Source organism: Promicromonospora sp. NFX87, from assembly GCF_048564965.1.
Lineage (GTDB): Bacteria > Actinomycetota > Actinomycetes > Actinomycetales > Cellulomonadaceae > Promicromonospora.
This window is the reverse complement of record NZ_CP183413.1, coordinates 2,348,460-2,373,657: the sequence shown is the minus strand read 5'-3', so window position 1 is coordinate 2,373,657 and position 25,198 is coordinate 2,348,460. Positions and strand designations below refer to the sequence as shown.

Below are 25,198 nucleotides of genomic sequence, written 5' to 3'. Positions count from 1 at the left end.
CCTACTCGTCGAGCAGCTCGTCGACCCGCCGGTTCGCGGGCACGAGGCTCTCCGGCCCGGTCTGGAACGACAGCACCGAGTCCATGGTGGGCTGCATGATCGTCTGGAGCTGGGCCCAGCGGTCGGTCACCGGCGAGGGGGTGGCGGTGCCGTCGGCCACGTGCACCGAGAAGGCCTCGGCGTCCACGCCGAGCTCCGTGAAGGTCTTGACCGCCTGGTCGGAGGCCTCCTTGACGGCCGGGAAGACCCGCCCCTCCTCGGCGACCTCGAGCTGGCAGCCGGGGCTCGCGAGATGCTCGACCCAGGCCCACGCCTCGTCGGGGTGCGGCGTGCCGGCGTAGATCGCGTCGGAGAGGCCGTTGAAGACCGTGCCCCGCTCCCCCGACGGGCCGACGGGTGTGGGCGCCACCTGGAAGTCCGCGCCGGCGAGCTCGCTGATCGACCGGGCGTTCCACGATCCCTCGATGAGGGACGCGTACGCCCCGGCGCCCAGTGCCTCCTGGCTGCCGATGCCCGACGTCGCGACCGCCAGCGGCGGCATGTAGCCCTTGTCGATCAGGGACCGGTACCAGCCGATCGTCTCGACCAGGGCGGGGTCGTCGTAGTTGAACCCGGTGGGCCAGGGGTTGCGGTCGGAGTAGGTCCAGCCGTTGCTCAGCGCGAACGGCGCCCACTGGACCTGGCCGTACCCGCCGCCGGACTCGTTGTACCCGAGGCCGTAGACCTCGACGTCCTCCTTGTCGAAGCCGGGCTCGTCACCGCGTACGCCGTTGCCGTCCACGCTCATGTGCGCGACGAACTCCTCGAACGTGCCGCCGTCCGTGGTGTTCCACTCCAGCTCCCACAGGTCCTCGCTGGTGTACCCGGCCTCGGCGAGCATGTCGGCGTTGTAGTACAGGCCCACGGTGTCCCAGTCCTTCGGCAGCCCGTAGAGGCCGCCGTCCTGGCCGCGCCACAGGTCGACGAGGCCGTCCTCGTACTGGGTCAGGTCGATCCCGGACTCGGCCACCCGGTCGGAGACGTCGAGGATCTGGTCGAGCTCGGCGAACTTGCCGAACTGCTGGGAGTGGTCGACGAAGACGTCCGGCGCGCTCTCGGCGACCATCCGGGCGGTGAGCTGGGTCCAGTAGTCGTCCCAGCCGTACTGCTCGATGTTGATCCGGACGCCGGGGTTGGCCGCCTCGAAGTCGTTGGCGCACTGCTGGTAGCCGGGCACCTGGTTGGCGTCCCACATCCAGTAGGTGAGCGTCACGGTGCCGTCCGGCGCCGCGGGGTCCGCGGTGGCGCACCCGGCGAGGCCGAGGCCCAGGCCGACGGCGGCGGCGAGCGCCTTGGTGGCCATCTTCGCTGTGGCTGTCTTCGTTGTGGTCATCGTCGATGTCCTCACTTGATCCCCGAGAAGCCGATGGAGTTGACGATCCGCCGGCCGAGCACGACGAAGAGCAGCACGATGGGCAGCGCCGCGACGAGGGTGGCCGCCATGAGGCCCGACCAGTCGGGGCTGCCCTGCGGCGTCTGGGAGCGGAAGATGCCGAGCGCCACGGTGAGCACCCGCACGTTGTCGGACTGCCCGACCAGCAGCGGCCAGAAGTACTCGTTCCATGCCTGGATGTAGGTGAGCACCGCGAGCGTCGTGATGGGTGCGGCGCTCATCGGGAGGACTATCCGCAGGAACGTGCGGGCCCGGCCGGCGCCGTCGATCATCGCGGCCTCCTCGATCTCGTGCGGTATGCCGAGGAAGAACTGCCGCAGGAAGAAGATCGCGAACGGGGTCATGAAGAACGTCGGGAGCACGAGGCCCGGGAACGTGTTGAGCAGGCCCAGCTCCTTGATGAGCACGAAGTTCGGGATGGCGGTGAAGATGCCGGGCACCATGAGCGCCGACAGGAACACGGCGAACACGATGTCCCGGCCGGGCCAGCGCAGCCGGGCGAACGCGTAGGCGGCCATCGCCGAGAAGAAGACCTGGCCCAGCGTGATGGCGGTGGACACGATCACCGAGTTGCGCAGGTACAGCCAGAAGTTGATCCGGCCGCCGGCTCCGCCCTGGGCGAGCGACTCCTCCAGCGTGGTGAGCCCGAACACGCGCCGGAACGCGTCGAGCGTGAAGCCCGCGGGGAGCAGGTTGCCCGCCTGCGCGGCGAGCTCGGAGTTCGTGGAGAGCGACGTGCGCAGCATCCAGTAGAACGGGAAGAGCGTGATCAGCAGGATCACGATCATCGTGGCCCAGCCGAGGATCACGCCCCAGCGCGGCCTGGTGGGCGTGGTCGTAGCGGGCGCGGTCGTCGTCGACATGCCGGCTCCTTCGGTCGGTGTGGGCATCAGTTCGTGTCCGACTCGCTCGCGCGCGTCAGGCGGAGCTGCAGGAGCGCCACGCCGAGCAGGACGAGGAAGAGCACCACGGAGAGCGCCGACGCGTACCCGAAGTCGAGCTGGCCGAACGCGAGGTCGTAGATGTACAGGTAGATGACCCGCGTCGCGTCGACCGGGCCGCCGCCGGAGGTGACCGCGACGGTGTCGAAGATCTGGAACGAGCCGGTGATCGTGACGACCAGCACGAGCGCGAGCACCGGCCGCAGCAGCGGCAGCGTCACCGACCAGAACTGCCGCAGGGGCCCGGCGCCGTCGAGCTCGGCGGCCTCGTACACCTGCTGGTCGATCATCTGGAGGCCGGCGAAGATCAGCAGGGCCGTGTAGCCCATGTGCCGCCACACGTTGATCAGCGCGATGGTGGGTAGTGCGAGCGCCGGGTCGCCGAAGAACGCCTGCGCGTCGATCCCCACGCCTTCCAGGAGCACGTTCACGATGCCCATCTGGAAGTCGAGCATGAAGAACCAGACGAGGGCGACGATGACGTTCGCCACGAAGTACGGCAGGAGCACCGCACCCCGCACGAACGCCGAGCGGGTGAGCCGCTGCATGAGGACGGCGATCCCGACGGCGAGCACCGTCTGCAGGCCGATGTTCATCACCACGTAGTACGCGGTGACCTTCATCGCGTTCCAGAACAGCGGGTCCTGCACCAGGCGCTCGTAGTTGTCCAGGCCCACGTACCGGGGCGGCGCGAGCACCGAGTAGTCGGTCAGCGAGAACCACGCCCCGCGCACCGCCGGCACGAGATAGAAGGTGACGAAGCCGATCGTCGCCGGGACGAGGAAGATCAGGGCGGTGCGCAGGTCGCCGTACCGGGACCGGCGCGATCTTCCCCGTCTGCCCGGGCTGCCCTGCCTGCCCGGGGCTGCCTCCGGGGCCGCCGTGGTGACAACTGCCATGGTGTCTCTCCTGTCGCGTCGTTGCGAGCTCGGGCATGCTGGGGTGACTCGGGTGGGGCGGGGCCGCGGCTGTCCGCCGCGGCCCCGTCCGTCAGACCTCGGGGACGGACCGGACGTCGAGCAGCACCGACCGCTCCGGGAACTGGTTGGGCACCTGCAGGCCGACGACGCCGAGGGTGCGGCCGGACAGCCGCGCGCCGTCCTTCCACCAGGCCGGCGCCCAGGTGCCCGCCCAGGGCGAGATGTCGTCGCCGGGGGCGAGCGGACGTACCTCGTAGGTCCGTGCCGGGTCGAGGCCGGGCAGGCGCACCCGTCCGGGCGGCGCGAAGACGCCGGTCGTCAGCTGCACGACCGCGAAGATGCCGGCGGACCGGTCGTTCGCGACCACGCCGTGCACGCGCAGGGCGGCGTCGGGGTGGTCGGCGCGCACCACCTTGCCGGTGTGCAGCAGCCCGCGGTGCTCCCGGTACGCGCTGATCCAGGCGGCGAGGCCGGTCAGGTCGTCCTCCGAGGCGCGGGTCAGGTCCCACTCGACGCCCAGGTGGCCGAAGAACGCCGTCGCGCCGCGGAAGCTCAGCTCGTGGGTACGGCCCGTGGTGTGGGCGTGCGTCGAGCCGATGTGGGAGCCCATCATCTCGGGCGGGACGATCATGCCCGTGCCCGCCTCGATGACCTGCCGCTCCAGGGCGTCTATGCAGTCGGAGGCCCAGATCCGGTCCGTGCGCTCGAGGATGCCCAGGTCGGTGCGCCCGCCGCCGCCCGAGCAGCTCTCGAACTCCACGTCCGGGTGGGCGGCGCGCAGGGCGTCGATGAGCTGGTAGGCGGCGAGCGTCTGGCCGTGCACGCCCGGCCGTCCGGTGGCCTGGTGCCCCGCCTCGATGAGGTCGCGGTTGTGGTCCCACTTGACGAACGCGATCGGGTACTCGGTGAGGATCGCGTCCATCCGCCCGAACACGTGGTCCCAGGCGCCCCGGTTCGCGAGGTCCAGCACCTGCTGGTTGCGGGCCGACGGCGGCAGGCGCCGGCCGGTCCGCAGGATCCACTCGGGGTGCTCCCGCGCGAGGTCGGAGTCCGGGTTGACCATCTCCGGCTCGAACCACAGCCCGAACTCCATGCCGAGCCCGGTGACGTGGTCGGCCAGCGGGTGCAGGCCGTCCGGCCAGACGTCCTTGTCGACGTACCAGTCGCCGAGGCCCGCCGTGTCGTCGCGTCGCCCCTTGAACCACCCGTCGTCGAGCACGTAGCGCTCGATCCCGACGGCGGCCGCCGCGTCCGCGAGCGCCGTCAGGCGGGGCAGGTCGTGGTCGAAGTAGACGGCCTCCCAGACGTTGATCAGCGTCTTGCGGGGGCTGGTGGGGTGCTGCGGCCGGGAGCGCAGGTAGGTGTGGAAGCGGTGGGAGAGCTCGTCGAGCCCGTCGCCGTAGGACGCGTACAGCCAGGGCGAGGAGTACGACTCGCCGGCGGTGAGCCGCACCTCGCCCGACAGGAGCAGCTCGCCGCCGCCCAGCACGCGGGCGCCGCTGGGCATCTCCTGCTCGGCGTAGGTGCGGGTGTTGCCGGACCAGCCGACGTGGACGCCCCAGACCTCGCCGCCGCCGTGCCCGAAGCCGGAACGGCCCGCGGTGAGCAGCAGGGTGCCGTCGTGGGTGCGGGCGCGGCGGGTCTCGCGCAGGTGGGTGCCCGCGGTGAAGGCGTGCCGCTGGGCGGAGCGCTCGCGCAGGTGCCGGCCGGTCCAGTCGAGGATCTCGTCGGCCTCCGCCGGGACGGGCAGCGAGGTGTCGAGGCCGGCCACGGTGAAGACGTCGTCGGCCGCGTTGGTCAGGGTGGAGCGGGTGCGCACGAGCCCGGACGGATACTGCTCGACGACGAGGGTCAGCAGCAGGCCGGCGTCGGGGTCGGCCGCGGTCACGACGAGGCGGTGGGCGACGGGGGTCCCGTCGTCGCGCGTGAGCGGGCCGGTGAGCGTGGTGCCGGTGACGCGGAACGCCGTCGACCACGCGACGCCGTCCCGGGAGCCGGTGACGCCGGGGGTGGCGAGCCAGCCCGCCGACTGCTCGGGCAGCATCGAGAGCGCGTACGGGGCGTCGGGGGTGCCCGACACCACGGGGACCACCGAGGCGAGCACGAGCTCGGCGACCTCGGCCGGGCCGACGTCGCCCAGGTCCGCACCCCAGTGGAGCACGCGCGGCAGGCGCTCACCGGACGTGTCGAGCAGCAGGCTCACGCCCCCGGCACGCAGGTGGGCGAACGACTGCGCTGCGTCGGGTGCGGCGTCGTGCTGGGTCTGGAGAGAGACGGACATCGGGTGGATTCCTCAGGGTTCGGGACGTCGGTGTCGAGTAAGTTTTACTACGAAAGATATTAGAGGGTCAAGGACGACGACCGGCCAAATTCGGATGCTTATTTGTTTTGCGGTGGAACCTAACGACGAATAGGCTGGTCGCGCGGCACAATGGCCGCGAGGGTCCCGGACGCGCGATCCCCGAGCGATGGTTGGAGGGTCGATGACGACGAGCAGCGAGGTGCAGCCCTGGGTGCCGCTCGCGGGCCAGTCCCACCGCCTCGCGCTCGAGGTGCTGCTGCACGGTCCCCTGTCGCGGGCCGAGCTCGCGCGGCGCACCGACCTCAGCGCGGGCAGCCTGACCCGCCTCACGAAACCCCTGGTGGAGGCCGGTCTCCTCGTCGAGGCCGGGCCCGACACCGCTGACCTGCGCCCCGGCCGCCCGTCCCAACCCCTCGACATCGTCCCCGACGCGCACCACTTCGTCGGCGCGAAGGTCACCGGGGACGCCGTCCACGGCGTCGTCACCACCCTGCGGGCCGACGTCGTCGCCTCCGCCAGCCGGCCGCTCGACGGCCGCACTCCGGACGACGTCGCCGACGCCGTCGGCGCTCTCGTGGACCACCTGGCCGCCCAGGTACCGGACGTGACCGCCGTCGGCGTCTCCCTCGGCGGGAACGTCCTGCCCGACGGGACGGTGCAGCGCGCACCCTTCCTCGGCTGGACCGACGTCGCGCTGACCACGCTCCTGCAGGAGCGGACGGGCCGCCCCGTCGTCGCGGCCAACGACGTCCTGGCGCTGACCGAGGCCACGCACTGGTTCGGCGAGGGCCGGGGGCACCACCAGTTCGCCCTCGTCACGGTCGGCGCGGGCATCGGGGTCGGCATCGTCGCGCACGACCGCCTCCTCGACGGGCCCAACGCGGGCCTCGGCCTGCTCGGGCACCACCCGCTGGACCCGCTGGGCCCGCCCTGCCCGCTCGGGCACCGTGGGTGCGCCACCGCGATGCTCACCACCGGCTCGATCGAGCGCCAGGTCGCCGCCGCACGCGGCGACCTGGTGCCCTACGACGAGGTCCTCGACCTCGCCGACGCCGGCGACGAGCTCGCCCGCCACGTGGTGGACGACGCCGGGCGCGCGCTCGGCCGGCTGGTCGCCGTCGTCACCAACGTCGCGCTGCCCGAGGTGGTGGTCCTCGGTGGCGAGGGCGCCCGTCTCGCGGTCGTCGCGCGGAAGGCGCTCGACGCCGGGCTCGCGGGCGACCTGGACCCGCTCGCCGAGCCGCCGGAGCTCGCGGTACAGGCCTCCGGGTTCGACGTCTGGGCCCGCGGCGCCGCGGTCATCGCGATCCAGACCTACGTGCTGGGCCGCTGAAGCCTCGCTGGCCGAGCTCGCCGCCTTTCGCTGGTCGGGCTTGTCGAGACCGGGTCCGTCGGGTCACGGGGTCTCGACAGGCTCGACCAGCGAAAGGCCAAGCTCGACCGCCGGAGCAAGGTATGCCCGGGGAGAAGGTGCCAGGCACGCTGAAATTCGTTCGGCCCTGCCCGGCCCAGTTCGCCTCAGCTGAACTATTCAGCCCAGCCCGCAAACCTGGTGCCCAGCCGAACGAAGTTCAGCCCAGCCGGCACCCACCGAACCACCACACCGTGACCGCCGGGACGGCATCAGAGAGACCGCGCTCAGCCCTGAGGCCCTGCGGACTCGGCGATCCAGGTCTCCAGGTCGTCGACCAGCTGCAGGTCGTCGGCCACGCGCCGCCGCTCGTCGTCGTCCAGCTCGGTCACGACCGCCTCCAGGTCGGCCCTCAGCCCCGGGATGCGCTCGCGTTCGTCGAGGGCGGTCGCCAGCTCCACGAGCGTCGCGTATGCGATCGCCCGGTCCACGGGCGTCGCGTCACCGCCGTGCCTGCGCAGCGCGGAGGTCACGACCCGGAACGCGGCCTTGTCGTCGTTCTTGAACTCCCGGTAGATGCGGGCGTTGTCCAGGGCGCGCCGCAAGGGCGGCAGACTCTTGTCGCCTCCGTACTCGAGGTCCTCGGGCTCGTCGCGCTGGATGAAGACGATGCTGTTCCCGGTGGGGTCGAGAAGCGTGAACCGGGAGGCGCCGGGACGGTACCTGGTGATGCGCGGCAGGCCCTTGGCGAGGACCTTGCCGTACGCCTTGCGCATCGCCGCGGTGAACGCCGCGTGGTAGGACGCGACGTCATCGACGAACACCAGGCAGCCGCCCGCGTCCTCGTTCGCCGGGTCGATCCCCTGGGGCGCCTTCTTGTAGTCCAGCTGGAAGCCGCTCATCGCGAACGAGAGGTAGAGATACGGCTTGTGCATCTCGTACGCGATGTCGAAGCCGAGCGCCCGGTAGAACGCGGTGGTCTCCTCGCCGGAGACGCAGGGCAGCATGGGGACCGTCGTCTCGTTCGCCCGGATGCCGGCTGTCGGCGGGGCGGTGGTCGGCGAGGTGGTGGCTTTCTGGTTCACGCAGGACTCCTCGGGGTCGGGTGCCGGGAAGGCTAGGCCGGATCGCAGAGGATCGCCTATGAAACTGTTTCCCTTCCCGGCACCCGCGAGTCCGCTCACGCCCGTCGCCGCGCCCGGACCACCCCGATCAGGACGTCCACCAGCACGAAGGCTGCGAGCGTGTACCCGACCAGCGGGAGGAACCACCCCACCGCGACGGCGCACACGACCACGGCGGCCAGCCCCCACCACGGTGCGCCACGCAGCGCCCCGCGGACCGGCGGCGGGCCCGCGAGCCCGCGCGGCTCGCGGGTCGGCCGCCGCTTCCACCACATGAGGTATCCGAGCACCACCATCGAGCCGATGCCCAGCGCGAGCACGAAGAGCACGAGCTGGTTGGCCAGGCCGAACAGCAGACCCATGTGCAGGTCGATGCCCCAGGTGGTGAGCTTGGCCGCCAGCGGGAAGTCCGCGAAGTCCGCCTGGTCGACCACCTGCATGGTGCTCCCGTCGACCGCGACGGAGTCGCCGGCGGTCGGCACGCTGCTCTTGTTCTCCTGCACCACCCACGCGGTGCCGGGCTCGGCGGGCGGCTTGATCTCTATCTCGCCCGTGTCGACGTTGACCCGCTGCGCGATGGCGAGCACCGCATCGAAGGTCGCGGGGTTCGCCACGCCCGTGTGCTCGCTGGGCGCTCCCCCGTGCCCCGCGTGCTCGTCGTCGCCGGCCGGAGCGTCGTCGGACAGGGCGGTGTTCACCGACGGGGTGAGCCAGCCGAGGCTGGTCCGCAGGCTCTCGACGTTGGCGCCGCCGTGCTGGGACCAGGTGATCCCGGTGACGGACAGGAACAGCGCCGCCAGCACCACGACGGCGCCGATCGTGGTGTGCCAGGACAGCACGCGCCGGTAGCCGGTCCGCCGGCGCTTCGGAGGCGCGACGGCGCTGGTGACGGCGGCTGCACGACGGGCGGCGCGCAGCCGGAGGATCCACAGCACGAGCCCCGCGGTGGCGACGATCCCGAGCCAGGAGGCCGCGAGCTCGCTGTACAGCCGCCCGGGGTCCCCCAGGTGCAGGCTGCGGTGCAGGTTCGAGACCCAGGCCCGCATCGGCAGCGAGCCGCTGGACCCGTAGGTGACCAGGTCGCCCCGGACCTCGCCGGTACCGGGGTCGACGAAGATCGCGCGGGACTCGCTCGACCCCAGCCCGTCCTGGCCGAACATGACCCGCGTGGTGTCGCCCGGCTCGGGCGCCGGACGCACCGCCGCGAGCACAGCGCCCTCGCCGATGTGGTCCTGTGCGGCTTCGATCTGTTCCCCGAGGGGCAACGACGCGCCGGTGACCGGGGCGTGCAGCTCGTGGTCGTAGACCACCTGCTCCAGCGCGGGGGTCAGCGCGTACAGGGCGCCGCTGGTCGCGGCCACCAGGATGAACGGGCCGACCAGGAGGCCCGCGTAGAAGTGCAGCCGCCGCAGGAGCGGGCCGAACCACGGTCGGTGCCCCTGGTTCGGCGGGTTCGTCCCGTTCGAGAGTGCGGGGTCGGTGTCGGCGGGGAGATGGTCGCCGGCAAGCGTCTCGGTCATTGAGGAGCTCGCTTTCAGGTGAGAAGGGTTTCACCGACGAAGCCGCCCTCGGCGCACCCCGGCGGGATGGCGAAGACGGCCGAGCCGATCGGCACTGTCCATTCGTTGAGCAGGTCGAGCTGGTCCAGGCGTTTCTGGATCGGCACGAACTGCCGGTCGACGTCGGCCTGGAACGAGACGAAGATCAGCCCCGACAGGGAAACCGCCTCCCCGATGGGCCGGTCGTCGTAGTTGTAGCCACGCCGGAAGATCCGCTCGGCAGCGAGATCGCTGCGTGCACGGCGCACGTGGGAGAACTCCGGGATCACCGGGAACCCGATGGGCGTGGTCGCCTCGAAGTCGGGTTCGTCGAACTCGTCGGTTCCGGTCAGCGGCGCCCCGTTGGACAGGTAACGGCCCACCGACTGCTCGCGTCCGCCGCGGTCGAGCCGGTCCCACTTGTCCAGGTCCATGCCGATGCGGCGCACGACGGCGCTCGTCCCGCCGGCCAGCCACCCGTCGCGGTTCCACACGACCTGGTCGAAGTCCGCGGTGCCGGGCGCCGGGTTGGACGTGCCGTCGACCTGGCCGAAGAGGTTGCGCATGGTCGTGCCCGGCCGCACGCTGCCGTGTGCGCGCCGGAACCCCTGCTGGCTCCAGCGCACCGAGGCGAAGCTCCGGGTGTCCTTGAGCAGCATGCGGGCGGTGTGCGCGACGGCGAGCGGGTCGTCCGCGGCGATCTGGAGCAGGAGGTCGCCGTCGCTGAACTCGGGCAGCAGCCGGTCGACGGCGAACGCGGGCAGGGCTTTCAGCCAGCCCGGAGCCGCGCCGCGGGCCCTGGCGACGAACCGGGGGCCGAACCCGAACGTGACGGTGAGCCGCGCCGGGACCGTCGCCAGCTCGGGCTCGGAGTCCGCCAGCGCGGGGCTCCCCTGCGTCAGGCGAGCGGCGTCGTCGGTGAGGATACGCATCATCCGCACCAGGTCCTCGCGGGTGGTGCCGTCGAGCAGGTCGAGCGCGACGAACAGCCCGTGGGCCTGGGCGGCGGTGTCGATCCCCGCCTGGTGCGTGCCGTAGAACTGCACGGTCTGCCCGCCGTGCAGCGCCACCGGCTCGGCGGCGGGACCGTCGGTGCTGCTCACGGCGAGGTCAGCGCCGATGGCGGCGGCCGCGCCGACGCCGGCGACAGCTCCTCCGAGGAGGAACTGCCGCCGGGTCGACCCGGCCCGGCCGGAGCTCACGCTCTTACCGGGCCTCGTCATCAGTCGTCCGTGCCCATGCGGTCGGCACCGCTGTCGGCACCGCTGTCGGCGTCGCCCATGTCCATCTCGGCGTCACCGCCCACGTAGTTCTCGTTCGCCCCCGAGTAGTCCTTCACGGGTGCGGTGAACTCGAAGGTCGAGTCGTCGGCGAACGTGAGGGTGAACGTGGCCTCCTCGCCCGCCTCCAGCGGGTCGGTGAGGTCCATCAGCATGATGTGGCTACCGCCGGGCGCCAGGGTGACGGTCTCGCCGGCGGGGATGACGAACCCGCCCTCGATCTCCCGCATGATCATCTCGCCGGACTCGTTCTCCACGGTCTCGTGCAGCTCGAGCATCGAGGACGCCTCGGTGGTCGCGGAGACCACCGTGACGTCGTCGGGCCCCGCATTGGTCAGCTCGCCGAACGCGGCGGACATCCCGGAGTCGGCGGCCTTCACCCAGCCGTCGGCGAGGGTCACGCTCTGCCCGGCGGGTTCGGCCGCGCCGTCGGCGTCGTCGGGCGACGCGCCCGCGGTGGTGCCGCAGCCCGCGAGGGCCAGGGCGACCGCCGCGAGGACGACGCCCGACCGGACGCCGGTCTTGCTCCGGGCCTTGCTCCCGGTCATGCTCTCGGTCTTGCTCTGACGAAGGGTCAGCAGGTTCTTCACAGGAATACCTCTCACACGGATCACACCGTCTCCGAGGAACCCGGCTCGTCGCCGGGCTCCTCGGCGCCGCCCGCATCGCTGCGGCGGCGCAGGAACTGGACAAGTACGAGCAGGGCCACCGCGACGGCGGCCCCGCCCGCGCCGACGAGGACGACCCGCCAGGGCCCCTCGTCCTCCTGTGCGATCTGAGTCTGCGTACTGCTCTGTGCGTCGGTCCCCGGCACGCTCGCCCCACCGGTCTCGGCGGCGCCTGCTTCGACGCCGCCCGCCCCGTCGGCCAACGGCTCCCCGTCACCGACGGTGAACGGGACGACACCCGTGATCGGGTGCCCGTCGGACGACACGACCCGCCAGCGGATCTCGTACCCGGCGTCGGGCATGCCCGCGTCGAGCACCGCCGTCACCACGGGGCCGTCGACCGTCGGGACGGCGGACACCCACTCGGTGCCGGCGGCGTCGGACACGACGACGGCGGCACCCATGTCCAGGACGTCGGCGGAGAACGTCAGGGACACCTCCGCCGGCGCCTCGGCCAGCCTCTGGTCGGACGCGGGGTCGCTGGAGATCAGCTTGTCGTGGGCGGACGCGGGTGCCGCCGTCGCGCACAGCGCGACGACAGCCACCGCGAGCCCGGCCACGAGGGGACGGGATCGGGGCATGAGACGACCTCTCCTCCGACGTCGCACGGCGACGTCAGCACACACAGGGACACGGGGTCCCCGCTCGCCGCTCGGGTGCACACACGTGAGCACAGGGCGAGCACGGAACAGACCACGGGCACCGGATGTGCCCGTGATGCAGAGCTCAGACCGCGTGCGGTGCGGGAGGTCCCCTGCGGAGCAGAGGGGAAAGCTGAGGGCTCGGGTGCAGCGGCCGGAAGGTCGCGGCGACCACGCCGGGCAGGGCCGGGAGCACGAAGGAGCCGACCTGGTCGACGACGGCACGCCCGCCCAGCAGCCAGGCGGCGGCCCGCACGGCGAGCTCGCGCAGGCGAAGGAGCAACAGCTCCCCGCGGTACAGGACCGCGATCGTGACGACCGCGGCAAGGCCGTGCGAGAGCCACATCGTGAGGTCGGCGGGCGCCATCTCGACGGCCTGCCCGGCGGCCGGCGCCGGCGGCATCGTCGGCGTCATCATGCCTTCGTGCCCGGCGTGCGCACCCGACCCGGCAGACGCCGGCCGAGCCGCGGCCGGGGTGCCCAGCATGAAGAGCGTGTGGAAGAACAGCTGGCTCGCGACGACCGAGGCCGACAGCCCGGCCAGCGACAACCGCCCGGACCAGGCCATGCAGACCGGCAGGGAGAGCACCAGCGGGACGACGACGCCCAGCAGGCCGGGCATCTCCCCGCCGCCGGCGATGTGCGACATGAGGGCGACAAAGGTCGCGGACGACGCCGCGAGACCACCACGCAACGCACGCGCACCCCTGGTGCGGTCGTCGCGTGCGGGCATCTGGTCGCCCTCCGTCTCACGGTCGGCCAGGCTCCGGCGGCTCGGGACGACGCCGTGGCCTGGAAAGTATCGGACGCAGCCTAACCGTCAGGGGGCTCCCAGAACAGCACCGATCCGACATACTGGCGGCGACCCGGCGTGTGATCCTGGTCCCCCTCGAGGCCCCGGAGGCGGCGCCCCTGCGGTCGTCAGCGCTCCGCCTGCGTGTCCTCGGCGCCGTCGCTCCGCCGCTCGGCCCGCAGCGCGTCCCAGTGCTTGAGCCGTTCGGTGATCTGCCGCTCGTACCCGTTCCCGGTCGGCTCGTAGTACCGCTCCCGGTCCATACCGTCGGGGAAGTAGTCGGCGCCGGAGAAGCCCGTCTCCGTATCGGGGTCGTACCGGTAGCCCTTGCCGTAGCCGAGGTCCTTCATCAGCCGCGTGGGGGCGTTGAGGATGTGGGCGGGCGGCACGAGGGACCCGGTCCGCTTCGCGGCGGCCGTGGCGGCACTGAACCCGCGGTAAACGGCTGTCGACTTCGGCGCGGTCGCCAGGTAGACGACCGCCTGGGCGATCGCGAGCTCGCCCTCGGGCGAGCCGAGCCGCTCGTACACGTCCCAGGCGGTGAGCGCCTGGTGCACCGCCTCCGGGTCGGCGATGCCGATGTCCTCGGTGGCGAAGCGGACGATGCGGCGGGCGATGAACAGCGGGTCCTCGCCGCCGTCGAGCATCCGGGCGAGCCAGTACAGCGCAGCGTCCGGATCGGAGCCCCGCATCGACTTGTGCAGCGCCGAGATCAGGTTGTAGTGGCCCTCCTGGGCCTTGTCGTAGATCGGCGCGCGCTTCTGGACCTCCGCGGCCAGCCCCGCCGTGTCGAGCGGGGCCGTGCCCTCGGGCAGCGCCTGGAGCTGCTCGGCCAGGTTGAGCAGGTACCGCCCGTCGCCGTCGGCCATGGCGACGAGCGCGGCCCGGGCGTCGTCGTCCAGCGGCAGCGCCCGGCCGGCGTCGGCCTCCGCGCGGTCGATCAGGGTCTCGAGCGCGGCGCCGTCGAGCCGCCGCAGGACGAACACCTGGCAGCGCGACAGGAGCGCGCCGTTGAGCTCGAAGCTCGGGTTCTCGGTGGTGGCGCCGACGAGGACTATCGTCCCGTCCTCGACGTAGGGCAGGAAGCTGTCCTGCTGCGCGCGGTTGAAGCGGTGGATCTCGTCGACGAACAGCAGCGTGCCCTGGCCGATCTCGCGGCGGCGCTGCGCGGCCGTGAAGACCTTCCGGAGGTCGGCGACGCCCGAGAACGTGGCCGACAGCGGCTCGAACGCGAGGTGCGTCCGCTCCGCGAGGAGCCGGGCGATGGTGGTCTTGCCGCAGCCAGGCGGTCCCCACAGGATCGTCGAGACCATCTGGCCGCGGCCGACCAGCCGGCCGATCGGCGCGTCGGGAGCGAGCAGGTGGTCCTGGCCGACCACCTCTTCGAGCACGCGGGGCCGGAGCCGGTCGGCGAGCGGCCGGGGCGGCTCGTCGTCCGCGAACAGCGACAGCGGCTCGGGTGCGTCGCTCATCGGGCCACGGTATCGCGGGGCGGCGGCCCGCCGTCACGCCTGGTGCAGGAAGTCCTTCCGCGGCTGGACCTGGTCGGGCTCGAGGAACAGCTTCACCACGGCCGGACCGTCCGTGCGCACGATCAGCTCACCGGCGGTCTGCTCCCAGTCGACGGCGCCGGACTCCCCGAGCAGCGACACCTCCTTGATCGGACGTGTGAGCAGACCGGCCCCCTTGCCGAACGCACGGATCCGCAGGACGCCGTCGGCGGGCTCGGCCAGCGGGATCGCGTAGACGTACTCACCGTTCACGTCCTTGCGTGCGGTGAACCGGAAGTCGGCGCCGGTGAACTCTGCCGGCTTGCCGTCGACAAATGATCCGACAGCGACCTCGGTCGGCCCCTCCGTGGCGATCACCCAGGGCCGCGTGCCGTAGATCGCCTCGCCGTTGCGGTTCAGCCAGGCACCGATCGAGCGCAGCAGCTCCTGCTCCTCGTCCGGGATGGTCCCGTCCGGCTTCGGGCCGACGTTGAGCAGGAGCACGCCGTTCTTCGAGACGACGTCGGCAAGCTCGGCGATCAGGTCGTCCGCCGACTTGTACTCGTGGCCCCGCACCCACGACCACGCCGTCTTCGAGACCGAGGTGTCGTTCTGCCAGACCGACGGCCGGATGTCGCCCATCGTGCCGCGCTCGATGTCGTACACGGCGGTGCCCTCGACGAACGCGCCCCACTTGTAGTTGATGACCACCTCGCGCCCCCACTGCGCGGCGCGGTTGTAGTAGTAGGCGGCGAGCTGCGCGAGGTACGGCTTGAAGACCGGCTGCTCGATCCACCAGTCGAACCACAGCACCTGCGGGCGGTAGCGGTCGATGATCTCCACGGTCCGCAGCAGCCAGTCCTCCAGGTACCGCTCGTTCGGCGCGGTCTCCTCGCGCTGCGCCGGACCGTAGAAGTCCTGGAACCGAGGGTCGAGGACGTCCGAGTCGAACCGCGCGCCGCCGTTCATGAAGAACCAGTGCTCCGCACGGTGCGACGACGCCCCGCGCACCATCCAGGCTTTGTCCGTCGCCTCGGAGAGCGCCCCGAACACGTCGCGCCCGGGGCCCATGCGGGCGGCGCTCCAGCGGGAGCGGTCCGTGTCGTACATGGCGAAGCCGTCGTGGTGCTCGGCGACCGGGACGACGAACTGGGCGCCCGCCTGGCGGAACAGCCTTGCCCACTCGTCCGGGTCGAACCGGTCCATGGTGAAGGACGGGATGAAGTCCTTGTAACCGAAGTCGCGGTGGGCGCCGTACGTCGCGACGTGGTGCTCGAACTCCCGCGTGCCCTCCCGGTACATCTCCCGGGAGTACCACTCGCTGTTGAAGGCGGGCACCGAGTAGACGCCCCAGTGGATGAAGATGCCGAACTTGGCGTCCTCGTACCACCGCGGCGGGGTGTAGGCGCGCAACGAGTCCCAGTCGTCGCGGTAGGGGCCGGCATCGATGACGGCCCGCACCTCCGCGAGGGCGCCGGTGTTGTCGGACACGTCGACGGGCGCGGGCAGCGCGGCAGGGTCGATCGGGGGCAGCGGACCGGTCATGAGGACTCTCTCGTTGATCGGGTAATGGTCGGTTCTATCCGATGAATGTCAGCAGTGAACGGACCGTGGCAGGCCGAATACAGGTGACCACCGATCAAATTCATCAGATGTCCAACGCTACATGCCAGAGGCCCTGACTTCGATCCTCTGCACGGGCGGCGTCCGGCTAAGGCACGACGGGCACGGTCGCCAGGTGGGTGCGCAGGTAGCTGCCGGTGACGCTGGCAGGGTTGCCCGCGACGTCGTCGGGCGAACCGGTGGCGACCACCGTGCCGCCCGCCGCCCCTCCGCCGGGTCCCATGTCGACGATGTGGTCGGCGTTCGCGATCATGTCGAGGTCGTGCTCGATGACGATCACCGTCGCGCCCTGGTCCAGGAGCCGCTGGGTGACGTTCAGCAGAGTGCGGACGTCGAGGGGGTGGAGGCCGACGCTCGGTTCGTCGAGGACGAAGAGGGTGTCGGCCTGGTCCCGGTGCAGCTCGGCGGCGAGCTTGAGGCGCTGCGCCTCGCCGCCCGAGAGCGCCGGCGTGTCCTCCCCGAGCGTGAGGTAGCCCAGGCCCAGGTCGACGAGGGCCTGGAGCTTGGTGCGCACCTTGCGGATGTCGCCGACGTGCTCGAGGGCGTGCCCGACGGTCGAGGCGAGCAGCTCGGGCAGCGAGATGCCGCCCGTCGGCCCCTCGTCGGCACGCTGCCCCGAGGAAGGACGGCGGACGATCATCGCGTCCGGGGCGTACCGGGTGCCACCGCAGTCCGGGCAGGCGATGTCGACGTCGGGCAGGAACTGCACGTCCAGGACGATCTGCCCGGTGCCCTCGCAGCGCGGGCACCGGAGCGACCCGGTGTTGTAGGAGAAGTCGGCAGCGCCCAGACCACGCTCGACGGCCGCATCGGTGGCGGCGAAGGCCCGGCGCAGGTCGTCCATGATCCCGCTGTAGGTGGCGACGGTGGACCGGACGTTGACGCCGATCGGGGTGGCGTCGACGACGTCGGCCCGGCGGATCCCTGGTGCGTCGACCACGGTGACGTGCGCCGGCGCGCGTCCGCCCGCCGCCGCTGCCTGGACGGCGGGGACGAGGCTGTCGAGGACGAGCGTGGTCTTGCCGGAACCGGAGGCTCCGGTGACGGCGGTCAGCCGCCCGAGCGGGATGTCGACGTTCAGCGCGTGCACCGTGTGCAGCGGTGCGGTCTCGAGATGGATGCTGCCGCGGTCGAACACCTCGCCGCGGCCGGCGCGGTCCCGGATCACCACCGGCTCGCGGCCGGTGAGGAATCCGCCCAGCAGCGAGGCGGGGTCGTCGTCGAGGTCCTTGACGGTGCCCGTGGCCAGGACCGTGCCGCCCTCGGCACCCGAGCCGAGGCCGATCTCGATCAGCCAGTCGGCCTCGCGCAGCACCTGCACGTCATGGTCGACCAGGACCACCGAGTTGCCGTCCCGCAGCAGGTCCTGGACCACCCCGAGCAGTCCGTCGACGTTCGAGGGGTGCAGACCGATGGACGGTTCGTCCAGGACGTAGAGCACTCCGGTGGTCCGGTTCCGCACCGCGCGCGCCAGCTGGACCCGCTGCCGCTCCCCCGTCGACAGGGTGGAGCCCGCCCGGTCCAGGCTCAGATAGCCCAGCCCGAGCTCGACCAGCCGGCCGGCCATCTCCAGCAGCTTGTCGACCAGGTCCTGCGCCATCGGGCACATGTCCGACGGCAGCGTGCCGGGCAGGGTCGGGGCCCAGGCCACCACCTCGTCGAGCGTCTTGGCGGTCGCCTCGGCGAGGTTGATGCCGGCGACCTGGCTGCCGAGCGCCTTCTGGCTGAGCCGGGTGCCGTGACAGGTCGAGCACCTCTGCGCGCTGATGAACCTGTTCACGCGCGCCAGGCCGCGTTCGGTGGTGGCCTTGTCCAGCGCCTCCTGCACCGCGAGGCGTGCGTTGCGGTAGGTGAAGTTCAGCTCGAACAGCTTGCCGCTCTTCGAGGGCACCGAGATGTGGCGCTTCTCCTCCGGCCCGTGCATCACGGTCTCGCGCTCGGCGGCGGTGAGCTCGCTGTAGGGGACGTCGGTGCGGACGCCGAGCTCGGCCACCACCTGCGGCATCACTGTCAGCCCGAACATCGACCACGGCGCCACCGCGCCGCCGTCGATCGTCCTGCTCGGGTCGGGCACGAGGGATGCCTCGTCGATCTCCCGCACCACACCGGTACCGGAGCAGGCAGGGCAGGCGCCGTCGGAGTTGAACGCGAGCACCTCGGCGCCCGGCGGGTAGAACACGGCCGCGCAGACCGGGCACACCAGGTTCAGGTCCGCCGCCACGTCGATCGTCGGGTCCAGCCGATGACCGTTCGGGCACAGGTGCGAGCCCAGCCGGGAGAACATCAGGCGCAGCACGTTCAGCAGCTCGGTGGAGGTCCCGAACGTGCTGCGCACGCCCGGCACGGCCGGCCGCTGCCGGAGCGCGAGCGCCGCGGGGACGTGCTCGACGCTGTCGACGGCCGCTCGTGGCGCATGGGACATCCGGCGGCGGGTGTAGGTCGAGAGCGCCTCGACGTAGCGCCGGGATCCCTCGGCGTAGAGCACCCCCATGGCGAGCGACGACTTCCCGGACCCAGAGACGCCGGCGATCGCTACGAGCTGTCGCAGCGGCACGGTCACGTCCACGTCCTTGAGGTTGTGGACCTTCGCCCCGCGCACCTCGATCGCGAGCGGTGCGTCGCCCCGTCCCGTGCCTGCCGACCTACCTGCCGACTTCTCCACCATCGATCCTCCGGATGTCGTCCGTTGGCGCCGCAGACGACGCAACTCTATTCCGCACGTCGCCCGCCGGCTGAGCTTGTCGAAACCTCCCGGGGTCCCCCTGCGCGACCGGGCCCGGCGGTTGCCCGACCCGGTCTGCGCAGTCCGCTCGCGCTGGCCTGGCGCATCCACCGCGGCGCCCTGTTCGGCTGGGCGGCGGGGTTCACGCTCCTCGGCGCGGCGCTCGGCTCGTGGCAGGACTTCAAGGGCGTGAAGATTCAACCGTGAGCCGCTGGTCCGCGGAAATCAGGTCAGGCCGTCTTCGCTTTGAGGCCTTCGTCGAGGAAGCCGAGCATCCAGGTGAAGCTGTCATCGACATCGGCATCGATCTGAAAGCTGCCGATCGATTCAAGGGTCGCGAATCCGTGCAGGATGCTGCGCAGCATCCGCAGCGCGTGGATCTCCTGATCGGGATCCAACCGGTAGCCGTGCAGCATGGCCGCCCAGGAGGCAAGCACCCGACCGACAGCCGGGACGAGTGGATCGTCGGGCCCACCGGAGCGGGCAGCATTGCCTGCCGCATACCGGCCAGGATGTTCCAGCACGTACGTTCGCATGGCGTGGGCACCGGCAACAAGGGCCTCGCTGCCGGATCGCCCCTGAGTAGCATCGCGGATGGCATCGGCGATCTCGGTCATGGCCAGGACCGCGATCCGGTGGGCCAGGTCGGCCTGGCCGGCGACGTGCTTGTAGAGCGACGGGGTCTTGACACCGAGACGCTCGGCCAGCAGGCCCATGCTGAGGTTCTCGAAACCGATCTCGTCGATCATCGCAGCCCCCGCCTCGACGATCCCCGCCGACGTCAGTCCTGCCTTAGGCATTGGCCAGCGTCCTGGCCAGGAACGGCAGGGCCAGTGCGAGGACCTCGTCGGGCGTCTGGGCGTGCGGGTAGTGACCGGCGCCCTCGATCACGGCCAGCTCACCGAGGCCGGCGGGCAGGTCGGCGACAATCTTTTCACCCTCGGCGCGCGGGTCGGCCCAGTCGGGGTCGAGGCTGCCCTCGATGATCAGGACCGGGCATGCGACATTGGGCAGCTGCGCACCGGCGTCAGTAGGCGCGCTCTTGCACATGGCCTGCAGTGCCTTCATCCGGCCGGGCTCGCTCATCTTGGCCTCGATCCGGCCCAGCTCGTCGTGCCAGTCGGCGGGCTTGCTCGGATAGGCAAGGTCGAGGTACTTCTTCCAGGCTGAGAGGCTGCCCAGGGCCATGGTCATGCTGAGCTGTGTGGAGCCCACCCGGTAACGCTTCACCCGGAACAGCCCGCCCAGAGGGATCGACTGCTTCCGGGTGAAGGGGGCCAGCTCGATGACCCCGGTGATCAGCTCGGGCGCGACGGCCGCAGCGATGGTCGCGGCACCGCCGCTGATCGACTGGCCGATGATCACGGCCGGGCCACCCAGGTGGCGCACGACGGCGAGCAGGTCGCCGGCGATGTCGGTGCGGCTGTAGCCGGTCCATTCGAGGCTGGACTCACCGCAGCCGCGGATGTCGACGTTTGCGACCCGGTACCCGGCCGCCACCAGGGCGGGGGCGATGAAGCGGTAGGAGTGCCGGCTGTCCCCCATGCCGTGCGCCAGGACCACGAGCGGCCCTTCTCCAGCAACGTCGTAGGCGATGGTGTTGCCGTCGATGTTCAGGTACTCGGGCACGATGTCCTCCATGAAAGTTAACTGCGTTAGCCACAAGCTAGCGCGATTAGCCTTGGAGCGTCAACCCTCCGCAACCTCCGGAATCCCCGGGCCCACATCCCGTCTCACGTCGACGCCCTCGTGCCCGAGCTGCGGGATTACCGCACCAGGCACGAGGGCGTGTGTCATACGTCAGGCAGCGTCAGTCCGTGTCGATCCGCTGCGTCAGGCAGGACGGCCTAGAAGAAGTTCCGCGGGTCGAAGTCCTTGGCCAGGTCCGAGAGGCCCTGACCTGCGCCGGAGACCTGGTCCCCCAGACCCGACAGGGCGCCGTCGGCCGTGCCGGCCAGGCCCTCGACACCAGCCGCGGCCTCGCCGACGGCACCGCTGCCGAGCTCGCCGACACCCGCGGCGGCCTCGTCGAGGGCGCCCGTGCCGAGCTCGCCGACCGACGACGCGAGCCCCTCGACGTCGACCCCCGACGCGAGCGCGTCGAAGTCGACCCCTAGGTTCGCCGCGTTCTCGAGGAGCGGGCCCGCGACGCTGCTCACCGCGGCGCCGGCCGCGACCGCGCCCAGGATGCCGACGGCCCCGACGGCGACTCCCGCCACCGCTGCGCCCGCGCCGACCTTCGTCAGCGTCGACCGCATGGAGCCCGGCCGGCGCGCCTCCGAACGTGCCGCTGCCCGGGACAGATCGGCGACGCTGGCCGAGCGGGGCTGCTCGTGCGGCGGCAGCTCCGTCTGCATGCGCTGCTGGACCGCCTCACGCTGCGCCGGCGTCAGCCGGGCGAACGACTCGGCATGGATCTGCTCGATCTGATGCGGATCGGCGGTCTGCATGAGGTAGTCGTAGCGGGCGATGGCCTGCCGGTCGGCGTCGGTGGGCGCCTGCGCGCCCGGCCGGCCCTGCGGGACGGGCCGAGCCTGCGGGGCGGGCGGGTAGCCCGGCGCTGCCGCGGGCTGGGAACGCCCGTTCACGGCTCCGACGACGTCCTCGAGCGTGGACCGCCAGGACTTCTGACCCGTCGAACCGCCCTGTGGTGCCCCCTGTTGCTGCTGCTGCCCGCTCTGGGAGTCGAGCACCTTCTTCGCGAGGCCGATCATGTTGGAGAGCTTGGACATGTGGTCCGTTCCTTCCGTCGGTCTGGGGCACCACCCTTCCAGGCCCTGATGAGAAGTTCGTGAGAGCCGGATGAGAGAAAGTGCTGATCAACCGGCACGAGGACGGCGCGACGACGGCGCCCGCGCGCAGCCAGGCTGTGCACGGGCGCCGTCGTCAGCGGCGGAACGCCGTCACTCGACGCCGAGCGCCGCCACCGGTGAGGTGCGGGCAGCCGCCCGGGCCGGCAGGACCGACGCGAGCAGGCCGGCGATCAGGGCGACGGCCAGGACGATGCCCAGGTCCGCCCACGGGACGGCGTACCGGACGTCGCCCATGACGGACAGTGCGGTGGCCGCCCCCGCCCAGCCGAACACGAGCCCCAGCACGATGCCGAGGACCGCACCGACGCCCGCGATGAGCACACCCTCCACCGCGAGCATGCCGCGCAGCTGCTCCTTGCTCAGGCCGATGGCCCGCAGGGTCGCGGACTCGCGGGTCCGCTCGATGACCGAGAGGGACAGCGTGTTCGTGACGCCGATCAGGGCGATCACGACGGCGACGGCGAGCAGGCCCACCACGATGCCGAGGATCACGTCGACCACCTGCCGGAACTGAGCCGCCTGGGCGGCCGGCCCCATGACGAACGCGCCGCCGTCCACCTGCGCGACGGCGTCCTGCACGTCCGCCAGGACGGTGGTCGCCTCACCACCCGAGATGTGCGCCCAGATGTCGGTCGTCGTGTTCTCGGCGGGGACGTTCACGCGGCCGAGGTCGGCGGCCGTGATCGTGCGGTTGAGGGCGTCGGCGGTCGTGATGACGACGGTCAGGTCGACCGAGCCGTCGTCGCCCGACACCGTGACCGGGTCGCCCGCGTCGAGGGACATCTCGTCGGCCGTGCCCTGGGAGAGCAGGATCGAACCCTCGGTCAGCCGCTTCGCCTCCTCCGGCACGTTCACCACCGCGGCGAGCTCGGCGGGATCCGCGGCCACGACGGTCGAGTCCTCGCTCTCGCCGACCGTGACCGTCGCGCTCGTCACGAGCGCCGTGTCCGCGATGCCGGGGGTGTCGGCCACGGCGTCGTGCAGACCCTCGACGTACTCGGGCGCGGACGCCGACACGCTCACGTCGTACGGGAACTGCTCGTCGAGCAGGCTGTCCGCGGACATGCGGGCGCTCGCCGCACCCGTCGACATCATCGTCACGAGCGTGACGCCGATGAGCAGCGCCGTGGAGGTCGCCGCCGTCCGGCGCGGGTTGCGCAGGGTGTTGGCGACCGCCAGGCGAGCCGCCGGACCGGTACGGGCCACGAGCGAGCCCAGCAGCGCCGCGACGCGGGGCAGCCACAGCACCGCGCTGAGCACGACGCCGAAGAACGCCAGGGCACCACCGCCGACCGCGGCGACCAGACCGAACTGGGTGCCGCCGTTCATGCCGAGCGCCACGCCGCCGCCGAGGGCCGCGAAGCCGCCGACCAGGGCGAGCAGCGAGATCACGAGGCGGGTGCGGCCGGAGCGGGCGCGCAGCGTCGGGGCGTCGGACGGCCGCAGCGCGGCGAGCGGCGCGACCCGGGTGGCCGAGCGGGCGGGGGCCAGTGCGGCCAGGACGGTCACGCCGGCACCCACCGCGAGCGGGAGCACCACCGCCTGCCAGGTCGGCGTGATCGTCGCGGGCAGCGGCACGCCCAGGTCGAAGGCGGGCGCCACCATGAGCGCCACCTGGGCGAGCACCCCGCCGGTCAGGATGCCCACGGCGGAGGCGACCAAGCCGAGGATCGCCGCTTCGAGCAGCACGCTGCGGTAGAGCTGGCCGGTCCCGGCGCCGATGCAGCGCAGCAGGGCGAGCGTGCGCGTCCGCTGGGCGACGAGCACCTGGAACGTGTTGGTGATGACCATGGCCGCGATGAGCAGCGCGATGGCGGCGAACGTCATGACGAACACGAGGAAGACGAGGTCCTGGCCACCGGTCTGCGCGGCGGCCCGCTCGGTCGCGACCTCCTCGGTGGTGTCGACGGTCACGCTGCGGTCGGCCCCGCCGGCGGCGGCGTCGAGGGACTCAGCGAGCGGACCGGGCACGCTCCCGCCGTCCAGCGGCGCGTCGAGCGCGACGAGCAGCTCGGTGACCGGGTTCGGGTAGGGCTCCACGGCGTTCCAGGCGTCGAGCGTGGCCGCGGGAACCGCCGCGGCCCCGCCGTACACCGAGTAGGCACCGTACGGGTCGGCGGCGAGGCCGGTCACGGTCAGGGTCTCGGTGACGTCCTCCGGCTCGCCGAGCTCGGCGGCCGGGTCGTCCGCCTGGCTCTCGGCCCAGCCCTCGGGGTACACGGTGCGTTTGAGCGTCACGGTGTCGCCCAGGCCCACCTCGAGCCGCTCGGCCAGGTTCGACGTCAGCGCCACCTCGCCGTCCGCGGCGGGCCAGGCGCCGTCGGTCACCTCGAGCGGCGAGAGTCGCGGGTCCTCGGGAACGGGCGCGAACGTCTGGTAGCCGCCCTTGCCGCCGTTGCGCAGGTCGCCGAACCAGCTCGTGAGCGGCTGGACGGTCGCGACGCCGTCGACGGCCGAGACGGCGCTGACGTCGTCGGTGGTGAACGAGCTGTCGTCGGCCGTGGCCACGACGACGTCGGCCTTCGCGTACTGCGCCGCGACCATGTCGTGCGTGGTGCCCTGGATGACGCCGCCGGCGAGGAGCGTCACGGTGACGAACGCCGTGCTGATCAGGATCGCCACTCCCGCGGCGGTGAGGCGGCCGACGCTGCGCCGCATCTGCCCGAGGGTGAGGCGGGCGGTGGGGAACGACGTCGCCATCACACACCCGTCCGGGGAGTCGTCGCGACGGCGGGTTCGAGGGTGCGCAGCGCGTCGAGGCCGGCCATCGCGGAATCAGGCGTCGGGTCACTGATGTCGCCCGCGATCCGCCCGTCCGCGATCAATACCGCACGATCCGCATACGCGGCCGCGGACGGGTCGTGCGTGACCATGATGATCGTGCGACCCAGCTCCCGCACCGAACGACGCAGGAAGGACAGGACCTCGGCCCCGGACCGCGAGTCCAGGTTCCCCGTCGGCTCGTCCGCGAACACCACATCAGGCTGCGCGATCAGCGCACGCGCGATCGCGACACGCTGCTGCTGCCCACCGGACAGCTCCCCCGGCCGGTGCGTCAGCCGACCCTTCAGACCCAGGGTGTCCACCAGGGTGTCGAACCACGCACGGTCCACGCTCCCGCCCGCGAGCTCGACCGGGAGCGTGATGTTCTGCTCGGCCGTGAACATCGGCAGCAGGTTGAACTGCTGGAACACGAACCCGACCCGGTCCCGGCGCAGCCTCGTCAGCGCCTTGTCGTTCAGACCCGTGATCTCCGTCTCCCCGAGGAACGCCTGACCGCTGGTCGCGGAGTCCAGACCCGCCAGCAGGTGCATCAGCGTCGACTTGCCCGAGCCCGACGGGCCCATGATCGCCGTGAACCGGCCCTGCTCGAAGTCGACGTCCACCCCGTCCAGGGCCCGTACGGTCGCCTCGCCCTTCCCATAGGTCTTGGTCAGTGAGCGTGCGCGCACAGCGGGTGTGGCCCCGGACGCGTTAACGGTGAAGTCCATGGAAGAGACGCTACGGAGCGACGCCCCCGCACCGCGTCCGGCCCTGGTCTGGTCCTGCCGCGACGGTGG

The 25,198-nt window shown here is 71.7% G+C and carries 19 protein-coding genes; 1 reads left to right on the top strand and 18 read right to left on the bottom strand.

Annotated elements, in window-relative coordinates; all coding sequences use genetic code 11:
* Position 1: 1 nt before the first annotated feature.
* The 4 genes from ACNYC2_RS10600 to ACNYC2_RS10585 form a co-directional block, all read right to left on the bottom strand.
* Positions 2–1,372 carry an ABC transporter substrate-binding protein gene (locus ACNYC2_RS10600; protein WP_419706969.1) on the bottom strand — a complete coding sequence of 457 codons (1,371 nt, stop codon included), beginning with the start codon at positions 1,370–1,372 and terminating at the stop codon, positions 2–4.
* Between the two features lie 11 nt (positions 1,373–1,383).
* Positions 1,384–2,295: a carbohydrate ABC transporter permease gene (locus ACNYC2_RS10595; RefSeq protein WP_419706968.1), complete on the bottom strand. Its 912-nt coding sequence runs from the start codon at positions 2,293–2,295 to the stop codon at positions 1,384–1,386.
* A gap of 26 nt (positions 2,296–2,321) precedes the next feature.
* Positions 2,322–3,272 carry a carbohydrate ABC transporter permease gene (locus ACNYC2_RS10590; RefSeq protein WP_419706967.1) on the bottom strand — a complete coding sequence of 317 codons (951 nt, stop codon included), beginning with the start codon at positions 3,270–3,272 and terminating at the stop codon, positions 2,322–2,324.
* Between the two features lie 91 nt (positions 3,273–3,363).
* Complete coding sequence (locus ACNYC2_RS10585) at positions 3,364–5,574, bottom strand: alpha-galactosidase (RefSeq protein ID WP_419706966.1); 2,211 nt, start codon at positions 5,572–5,574, stop codon at positions 3,364–3,366.
* 202 nt (positions 5,575–5,776) lie between these two features.
* Here ACNYC2_RS10585 and ACNYC2_RS10580 point away from each other — a divergent pair, with 202 nt between their 5' ends.
* On the top strand, positions 5,777–6,928 hold the full coding sequence (locus ACNYC2_RS10580) for an ROK family transcriptional regulator (protein WP_419706965.1): 1,152 nt from the start codon (positions 5,777–5,779) through the stop codon (positions 6,926–6,928).
* 305 nt (positions 6,929–7,233) lie between these two features.
* Here the strand turns inward: ACNYC2_RS10580 and ACNYC2_RS10575 are convergent, their stop codons facing one another.
* From ACNYC2_RS10575 to ACNYC2_RS10510, 14 genes are all read right to left on the bottom strand, one after another.
* Positions 7,234–8,031 (bottom strand): glyoxalase, encoded by a 798-nt coding sequence (locus tag ACNYC2_RS10575; protein WP_419706964.1) that lies wholly within the window; start codon positions 8,029–8,031, stop codon positions 7,234–7,236.
* 95 nt (positions 8,032–8,126) lie between these two features.
* Complete coding sequence (locus ACNYC2_RS10570; protein ID WP_419706963.1) at positions 8,127–9,590, bottom strand: PepSY-associated TM helix domain-containing protein; 1,464 nt, start codon at positions 9,588–9,590, stop codon at positions 8,127–8,129.
* A 14-nt stretch (positions 9,591–9,604) separates the two neighbouring features.
* A complete protein-coding gene (locus tag ACNYC2_RS10565; RefSeq protein ID WP_419706962.1) occupies positions 9,605–10,831 on the bottom strand; it encodes a Dyp-type peroxidase in 1,227 nt (408 codons plus the stop codon).
* Positions 10,831–11,478 carry a copper chaperone PCu(A)C gene (locus ACNYC2_RS10560; protein ID WP_419706961.1) on the bottom strand — a complete coding sequence of 216 codons (648 nt, stop codon included), beginning with the start codon at positions 11,476–11,478 and terminating at the stop codon, positions 10,831–10,833. Before ACNYC2_RS10560 ends, ACNYC2_RS10565 begins: the two co-directional genes overlap by 1 nt.
* Before the next feature lie 20 nt (positions 11,479–11,498).
* Positions 11,499–12,137 (bottom strand): copper resistance CopC family protein, encoded by a 639-nt coding sequence (locus ACNYC2_RS10555; protein ID WP_419706960.1) that lies wholly within the window; start codon positions 12,135–12,137, stop codon positions 11,499–11,501.
* 145 nt (positions 12,138–12,282) lie between these two features.
* Positions 12,283–12,930 carry a hypothetical protein gene (locus ACNYC2_RS10550; RefSeq protein ID WP_419706959.1) on the bottom strand — a complete coding sequence of 216 codons (648 nt, stop codon included), beginning with the start codon at positions 12,928–12,930 and terminating at the stop codon, positions 12,283–12,285.
* Between the two features lie 188 nt (positions 12,931–13,118).
* Positions 13,119–14,462: a replication-associated recombination protein A gene (locus ACNYC2_RS10545; protein WP_419706958.1), complete on the bottom strand. Its 1,344-nt coding sequence runs from the start codon at positions 14,460–14,462 to the stop codon at positions 13,119–13,121.
* A 33-nt stretch (positions 14,463–14,495) separates the two neighbouring features.
* A complete protein-coding gene (locus ACNYC2_RS10540) occupies positions 14,496–16,025 on the bottom strand; it encodes an alpha-L-fucosidase (protein ID WP_419706957.1) in 1,530 nt (509 codons plus the stop codon).
* Positions 16,026–16,191: 166 nt separating this feature from the next.
* Positions 16,192–18,768, bottom strand: coding sequence for an excinuclease ABC subunit UvrA (locus tag ACNYC2_RS10535; RefSeq protein WP_419706956.1), 2,577 nt, complete (start codon positions 18,766–18,768; stop codon positions 16,192–16,194).
* 287 nt (positions 18,769–19,055) lie between these two features.
* Positions 19,056–19,625, bottom strand: coding sequence for a TetR/AcrR family transcriptional regulator (locus tag ACNYC2_RS10530; protein ID WP_419706955.1), 570 nt, complete (start codon positions 19,623–19,625; stop codon positions 19,056–19,058).
* The gene (locus ACNYC2_RS10525) at positions 19,618–20,454 is read right to left on the bottom strand and encodes an alpha/beta fold hydrolase (protein ID WP_419706954.1); all 837 of its coding nucleotides are present in this window, start codon (positions 20,452–20,454) and stop codon (positions 19,618–19,620) included. Before ACNYC2_RS10525 ends, ACNYC2_RS10530 begins: the two co-directional genes overlap by 8 nt.
* 218 nt (positions 20,455–20,672) lie before the next feature.
* Positions 20,673–21,557, bottom strand: coding sequence for a cation-transporting ATPase (locus ACNYC2_RS10520; protein WP_419706953.1), 885 nt, complete (start codon positions 21,555–21,557; stop codon positions 20,673–20,675).
* Between the two features lie 171 nt (positions 21,558–21,728).
* Positions 21,729–24,338, bottom strand: coding sequence for an ABC transporter permease (locus ACNYC2_RS10515; protein WP_419706952.1), 2,610 nt, complete (start codon positions 24,336–24,338; stop codon positions 21,729–21,731).
* Positions 24,338–25,129, bottom strand: coding sequence for an ABC transporter ATP-binding protein (locus tag ACNYC2_RS10510; RefSeq protein WP_419706951.1), 792 nt, complete (start codon positions 25,127–25,129; stop codon positions 24,338–24,340). The genes ACNYC2_RS10515 and ACNYC2_RS10510 overlap by 1 nt, the downstream gene beginning before the upstream one ends.
* Positions 25,130–25,198 lie beyond the last annotated feature (69 nt).

Bases quoted from the DNA above. Each gene is read 5' to 3' on its own strand.
- ACNYC2_RS10510 (WP_419706951.1), bottom strand. From the start codon at position 25,129: ATGGACTTCACCGTTAACGCGTCCGGGGCCACACCCGCTGTGCGCGCA.
- ACNYC2_RS10515 (WP_419706952.1), bottom strand. From the start codon at position 24,338: ATGGCGACGTCGTTCCCCACCGCCCGCCTCACCCTCGGGCAGATGCGG.
- ACNYC2_RS10535 (WP_419706956.1), bottom strand. From the start codon at position 18,768: ATGGTGGAGAAGTCGGCAGGTAGGTCGGCAGGCACGGGACGGGGCGAC.
- ACNYC2_RS10540 (WP_419706957.1), bottom strand. From the start codon at position 16,025: ATGACCGGTCCGCTGCCCCCGATCGACCCTGCCGCGCTGCCCGCGCCC.
- ACNYC2_RS10565 (WP_419706962.1), bottom strand. From the start codon at position 10,831: ATGACGAGGCCCGGTAAGAGCGTGAGCTCCGGCCGGGCCGGGTCGACC.
- ACNYC2_RS10550 (WP_419706959.1), bottom strand. From the start codon at position 12,930: ATGCCCGCACGCGACGACCGCACCAGGGGTGCGCGTGCGTTGCGTGGT.
- ACNYC2_RS10595 (WP_419706968.1), bottom strand. From the start codon at position 2,295: ATGTCGACGACGACCGCGCCCGCTACGACCACGCCCACCAGGCCGCGC.
- ACNYC2_RS10520 (WP_419706953.1), bottom strand. From the start codon at position 21,557: ATGTCCAAGCTCTCCAACATGATCGGCCTCGCGAAGAAGGTGCTCGAC.
- ACNYC2_RS10590 (WP_419706967.1), bottom strand. From the start codon at position 3,272: ATGGCAGTTGTCACCACGGCGGCCCCGGAGGCAGCCCCGGGCAGGCAG.
- ACNYC2_RS10600 (WP_419706969.1), bottom strand. From the start codon at position 1,372: ATGACCACAACGAAGACAGCCACAGCGAAGATGGCCACCAAGGCGCTC.
- ACNYC2_RS10570 (WP_419706963.1), bottom strand. From the start codon at position 9,590: ATGACCGAGACGCTTGCCGGCGACCATCTCCCCGCCGACACCGACCCC.
- ACNYC2_RS10585 (WP_419706966.1), bottom strand. From the start codon at position 5,574: ATGTCCGTCTCTCTCCAGACCCAGCACGACGCCGCACCCGACGCAGCG.
- ACNYC2_RS10580 (WP_419706965.1), top strand. From the start codon at position 5,777: ATGACGACGAGCAGCGAGGTGCAGCCCTGGGTGCCGCTCGCGGGCCAG.
- ACNYC2_RS10530 (WP_419706955.1), bottom strand. From the start codon at position 19,625: ATGCCTAAGGCAGGACTGACGTCGGCGGGGATCGTCGAGGCGGGGGCT.
- ACNYC2_RS10555 (WP_419706960.1), bottom strand. From the start codon at position 12,137: ATGCCCCGATCCCGTCCCCTCGTGGCCGGGCTCGCGGTGGCTGTCGTC.
- ACNYC2_RS10545 (WP_419706958.1), bottom strand. From the start codon at position 14,462: ATGAGCGACGCACCCGAGCCGCTGTCGCTGTTCGCGGACGACGAGCCG.